Annotated in this window: 3 protein-coding genes; all 3 read left to right on the top strand. The window is 66.0% G+C overall.

Annotated elements, in window-relative coordinates:
- The first annotated feature begins 9 nt into the window (after positions 1–9).
- A complete protein-coding gene (locus HMPREF1023_RS10420) occupies positions 10–1,806 on the top strand; it encodes a penicillin-binding protein 2 (protein ID WP_009306257.1) in 1,797 nt (598 codons plus the stop codon).
- 7 nt (positions 1,807–1,813) lie between these two features.
- Positions 1,814–3,316 (top strand): UDP-N-acetylmuramoyl-L-alanyl-D-glutamate--2,6-diaminopimelate ligase, encoded by a 1,503-nt coding sequence (locus HMPREF1023_RS10415; RefSeq protein WP_009306256.1) that lies wholly within the window; start codon positions 1,814–1,816, stop codon positions 3,314–3,316.
- A gap of 1 nt (position 3,317) precedes the next feature.
- Positions 3,318–4,126 (top strand): Mur ligase family protein (locus tag HMPREF1023_RS10410; protein ID WP_009306255.1); only part of this gene is annotated, 809 nt, incomplete at its 3' end.

The following is a 4,126-nucleotide window of genomic DNA, read 5'->3' as shown; positions in this document are numbered from 1 at the left end:
GCGCGTCCGGTGCGCGCCTCCGGCCGCCCGGCTGCGGCGGTCGACTTCAACTCGAATTCGAACCGGGTGTTCCTTCCCATTCTCGCCTTCGCCGTCATCGCGGCGCTGTTCGTGCTGCGCTTGGCGTACCTGCAGGTGATAGCCGCCCCTGCCATGGCTTCGGAAGCCGAGAACGCGCGTATGAGCTACGACTGGATCGAGCCGCGCCGCGGCACCATCTACGATCGCAACGGCGTGGTGCTGGCCACCTCCGTGGAGTCGACCACCATCTACATCGACCCGGTGGAAGTCGACGACGCGGACGCGACGGCTCAGGTGCTCGTCGACGTGCTGGGCGGCCAGAAGTCCGACTACCTGGAAGCCATCACCGCTCCGAACACGCGGTACGCGGTGGTGAAGGAGAAGGCCGACGTGGCGGTGGGGGACGCTCTCAAGGAGCGCGTGCGCGAGCTCTCGGCTTCGGGAGGGTCGCGCGAAGGCATGGACTTCGGCATCCGCTATAAGACGCTGTGGAAGCGCGAGTATCCGAACGCTCAGGTGGGAGGCCAGGTCATCGGCGTATGCACGCTGGAAACCGATGCCGAGAACAACCGCGAGTACTACAAGGGGGTATCGGGCCTCGAGCTGTACTACGACGACGTGCTGTCAGGCGAGGCGGGCTACACGCGCGAGGAGCGCAGCCCCGACGGCACGCCCATTCCCGGCGGCACGCGCGACTCCAAGGCGGCCGTGGACGGCGAGGACATCATCATATCCATCGACATAGAGCTGCAGCAATCCGTCGAGGAGCGCCTGACGGCCGATGCCAAGGGCATCACGGCCAACGGCGGCAGCGCCATCGTGATGGACGGCGGCACGGGAGAGATCTACGCCGCGGCATCGCTGCCGCTGCTCAATCCGGCCGACCGGACGAATATGGAAGCGGATGCGCCGAAGCTCAAATGCGTGACCGACCTGTTCGAGCCGGGCTCCATCTTCAAGTCGGTGTCGGCCATGGCCATCCTGGAAGCTGGCACCATGACGCCCGACACCGAGCTGTTCTGCCCGTCCTCCATCGAGGCCGACGGCTACGTCATTGGGGATGCGCACGAGCGCGGAGACGCCACGTACACGCTGCGGCAGATCATGGACCAGTCGTCGAACGTCGGCATCTCGCTGGCCACCGAGAACGCGACGGTGGGCGACGTGTCGGGGTTCCGGAACCTCTACAACAAGATCAACGAGTACAACCTGCACACGAAGACGGGCGTGGACTATCCGGGCGAGGGCGAAGCCGGCACCGAGTACCTGGGGAACCTGCTTCCCTTCGACGATTGGAGCAAGGTCACCGCCTACAACGTCAGCTTCGGGCAGGGCCTGTCGCTCACGCCGTTGCAGATCACCCGCTTCTACGGAGCGCTCGTGAACGACGGCGTGGAGTGCACGCCGCACTTCCTCCTGTCGAAGCCCCAAAGCGGCGAGACGGCCGAGTACGGAAGCGACACCGTCATCAAGGACAAGAAAGCCATCGACGATCTGACCAGCATGCTGAAGACCGTCGTCACCGAGGGCACGGGCAAGGCCGCCGCCATCGACGGCTTCAACGTGGCGGGCAAGACGTCCACGGCGGAGATCTACGACGAGAAGAACGGCGGCTACCGAAAAGGGGTGTACAACCTGGCCTTCACCGGTTTCCTGGCCGATTCTTCCAGCCAATTGGTTTGTTTTGTGGGTGCCAACGAGGTTCCCACCGACGGTGTGGTCACGCCGATTTTTAAGGATATAATGACAACAGCCATCGACCGATTCAACATTTATCCGGAGTGAGGAAGCCATGGGCAAGACCTGTACCGAACTGTTCGCAGGTATCGACTGCACCATCCTCGGCAACGCCGACGACGAGGTGAACGGTATCGCCTACCGCAGCGACCGGGTGCAACCCGGCGACGCGTTCTTCTGCGTGGTAGGCATGACGACGGATGGGCACTCGTTCGCCCAGGACGCCATCGATCGGGGCGCGAAAGTGCTCGTGGTCGAGCGCAAGGTGTACCTGGCCGACGCTACGGACGTCACGGAGATCGTGGTGAAGGATACGCGCAAGGCCATGGCGGCCGCTGCGGCGAACTTCTACGACCATCCTTCCAAGGACCTTGCGCTGGTGGGCATCACCGGCACCAACGGCAAGACCACCACGACCTACCTGGTAGAGCACATCGCGCGGGTAGCGGGGAAGCGCACGGGCGTCATCGGAACCGTGGGCATCCGCATCGGCGACGAGGCCGAGAAATCGGCTCATACCACGCCGGAATCGCCCGACCTGCAGCAGCTGCTCGCCCGCATGCGCGATGCGCGCTGCGACGTCGTGGCCATGGAGGTGAGCTCTCATGCGCTCGACCTCGATCGCACGTGGGACGCCGCATTCGCCGTTACGGCGTTCTCCAACTTGACGCAGGATCACCTGGACTACCATCACACGTTCGAGGCCTACTTCGAGGCGAAGGCGCGCCTGTTCTCGAAAGATTATCCGGCCAAGCGCGTGATCTGCATTGACGACAAGTGGGGCAAAGAGCTGCTGCGGCGTTGCTCGGTTGCCGAAGACAGCGTGGTCACGACGGGCTTCGATCCTTCCGCGCAGATCCATCCCGTGGACGTGCAGTATGCTCCTACCCACACCACCGTCACGCTCGACGTGCGCGGCAGCTTGCATACGTTCGACTACCCGCTCGTGGGCAAGTTCAACGTGGAGAACGTCATGTGCGCCTTCGGCATCGGGCTGCAGCTGGGCTTCCCGGCCGAGACCATCGTCGAAGCGCTCGAGGAGGCGCCGCAGATCCCGGGTCGTTTGGAGCGCGTGAGCGCGCCGAACACGGGCGGCGTGTCGGTGTTCGTGGACTACGCCCACACGCCCGACGCGCTGGAGAAGGCGCTCGCGTCCATCATGGCGCTCACGCCCGGCCGCACCGTCTGCGTGTTCGGCTGCGGCGGCGACCGCGATGCCAGCAAGCGTCCCATCATGGGCAAGGCCGCCCTGGCGGCCGACCATGCGGTGGTGACGTCGGACAACCCGCGCACCGAAGATCCGCAGGCCATCATCGAGGACATCGTGAGCGGAATGAGCTCGGGAGCCGGCCGCTTCGAAGTGGAGGCCGACCGTCGCGCCGCCATCGCGCGCGCCATCGCGCAGGCGAAGCCGGGCGACTCGATCCTCATCGCGGGCAAGGGCCACGAGGACTATCAGCTCGTGGGCGACCAAGTACTCTCGTTCGACGATCGCATCGTGGCCGCCGAGGAGCTCGCGTGTGCGTTCGGCGACGAACCCTCAGGCGAGGATCGATAGCATGCGTTTGAACCACAAGCAGATCGCCGCATGCACGGGAGGCTCGTTCGTGGTGGAGCCGCTTGATCCGCGCGCGCTGGCCACGGGGCTCACCTGGGACTCGCGCGACGCGAAGCCGGGCGACGTGTACGTCGCGCTGCCGGGCGAGCGCGTGGACGGCCACGACTTCGTCGGTGCGGCCCTCTCGGGCGGCGCCGTGTGCGCGCTTGTGATGCAGCCGCTGGACGAGGCCGTGCGCATGCTGGCCGCCGAGCTGGGCGCAAGCGTTATCGAGGTGCCCGACACGGCCCACGCCGTGGCGGATATCGCGCGCGAATGGCGCTCTCACCTGCACGGTCGCGTGATCGCGCTGACGGGTTCCACCGGCAAGACCACCACGAAGAACCTTGTGCGCGACGTGCTGGCAAGCACGCTGTCCACGGTGGCGACGGCCGGCAACCAGAACAACGAGCTGGGCGTTCCCAAGACGCTGCTCGCCGCCGAGCAGGACACGCAGGCGGTGGTGGTGGAGATGGGCATGCGCGGCGCGGGCCAGCTGGCCGACCTATGCGACTACGTGCGCCCCGATTGGGGCCTCGTGGTGAACGTGGGCGAGAGCCATATCGAGCTTCTGGGCAGCCGCGAGAACATCGCGCGCGCCAAGGCCGAGCTTCTATGCGCGCTGCCGGAGGGCACGGGCCGGGCGTTCGTGAACGCCGACGACGACTACGCCGATTTCGTGCGCGAGCATGCGCGCCTCGACGCGCGCCGCGTGGAGACCGTGCTGTTCGACGGCTCCGCCGCCGCAGCCGAGCGCCGCGCCCAGGCCGA

This window comes from Eggerthella sp. 1_3_56FAA, from assembly GCF_000185625.1.
Lineage (GTDB): Bacteria > Actinomycetota > Coriobacteriia > Coriobacteriales > Eggerthellaceae > Eggerthella > Eggerthella lenta.
This window is presented reverse-complemented; position numbering and strand designations above follow the sequence as displayed.

What these genes read in the sequence shown, in the direction of transcription:
- HMPREF1023_RS10415 (WP_009306256.1), top strand. Translation starts at nt 1,814, where the DNA reads ATGGGCAAGACCTGTACCGAACTGTTCGCAGGTATCGACTGCACCATC.